We start from the raw sequence: 1401 nt of genomic DNA, 5'->3' as shown, positions 1-1401 counted from the left end.
ATCTCGTCGTCGATGCCGCCGGCCGGCGCCCGGCCCTCGCCGCCGAAGCCGCCGCCGCGGTCCTGATCGTACCCGCCGCCCCCCTCGCCGCGGCTGTCGAGCAGCGTCAGCTCGCCGCGGTAGGGCCGCAGCGCGACCTCGGTTGTATAGCGGTCCTGGCCGGACTGGTCCTGCCACTTGCGGGTCTCGAGCTGGCCCTCGAGGTAGACCTTCGAGCCCTTGCGCAGATACTGCTCGGCGATGCGGGCGAGGTTCTCGTTGTAGATCGACACCGAGTGCCACTCGGTCCGCTCCCGCCGCTCGCCGCTCTGCTTGTCGCGCCAGGTCTCCGAGGTCGCCACCCGCAGGCTCACCACCTTGCCGCCGCTCGGGAAGGTGCGGACCTCGGGGTCGCGTCCGAGGTTGCCGACCAGGATCACCTTGTTCACGCTGCCCGCCATCTCGTCCTCCGTCAGACCCGCGCCCGGCGCCGCCCCGCGGCGGCGCGCGGGGTCGGAGCTTCTGGGCGCAACGGTTAACCGAGGATGAAGGCAGATGAAAGCTGACAGGCGGAATCTTTTTTGCCATAGTCCGCGGCAAATTCCCGGCAACGCCCGGGCGGCGGAGGGCAGTCCGCCGGACAGGAACGCGAGGGACAATGCGGAACATACTGATCGCGCTCGGCGTATTGCTTCTTGTGGGCGAGGGAGCGCTGGCGGACGCCCGCCTCAGCACGCTGCTCCGCAGCCAGTCCAGCCTCTCGCCGGAATATCGCGCGCTGATCCGCCCGCCGGTCCCGGGATCGCTCGCCGGCCAGCCGCGCCGGCCGTCGCGGATCGAGGCCGACGAATGGGCCGGCATCCCGGTCTACAGCGGCGCCTCCGGCGTCTATCAGGACATGGCCCGGGCCGCCGCGCGCAAGCACAACGTGCCCGAGGACCTCTTCCTGCGCCTCGTGCGCACCGAATCGGGCTTCCGCCCCACGGCGAAGTCGCACAAGGGCGCCATCGGCCTCGCCCAGCTCATGCCGCACACGGCGCGGAACCTCGGGGTGAACCCGCACGACCCGAAGCAGAACCTCGAGGGCGGCGCGCGCTACCTCAGCCAGCAGTACCGCCGCTTCGGCGACTGGCGCCTCGCGCTCGCCGCCTACAACGCCGGGCCGGGCGCCGTGGAGCAGTACCACGGCATCCCGCCCTATGCCGAGACCCGCAACTACGTGAAGGCGATCCTCGGCCGCTGAGGCGCCGGTCCGCACAGGAGTCCGCACGCAGCCGCGATTGACTCCCGCGGGGACCCGCGTCACTGGAGCACCATGCGCCGAAGGCTGCGATCCTGGCTGACCGGACTGCTGGCGGGGCTCTTCGTCCTCGCCATGCTCCCGCTCCCCCACGTGCACGCCAAGGCGGTGCTGGAGCGGGC

2 protein-coding genes are annotated in these 1401 nt (G+C 71.4%); one reads left to right on the top strand and one right to left on the bottom strand.

Translation table 11 applies throughout. From position 1 onward, the window contains the following. On the bottom strand, positions 1 to 440 hold a 440-nt coding region (gene ssb, locus Q0112_RS04755; RefSeq protein WP_297972148.1), incomplete at its 3' end, for a single-stranded DNA-binding protein. 197 nt (positions 441 to 637) lie between these two features. On the opposite strand from ssb, the gene Q0112_RS04750 reads away from it, so the two are divergent. Then, positions 638 to 1222, top strand: a complete 585-nt coding sequence (locus tag Q0112_RS04750; protein WP_297972147.1) for a lytic transglycosylase domain-containing protein — start codon at positions 638 to 640, stop codon at positions 1220 to 1222. Positions 1223 to 1401: the final 179 nt, after the last annotated feature.

It is taken from the genome of uncultured Amaricoccus sp. (assembly GCF_937858865.1).
In the GTDB taxonomy this organism is placed as follows: domain Bacteria; phylum Pseudomonadota; class Alphaproteobacteria; order Rhodobacterales; family Rhodobacteraceae; genus Amaricoccus.
The sequence above is the reverse complement of the archived record's forward strand: the minus strand, read 5'-3'. Positions and strand labels throughout refer to the sequence as shown.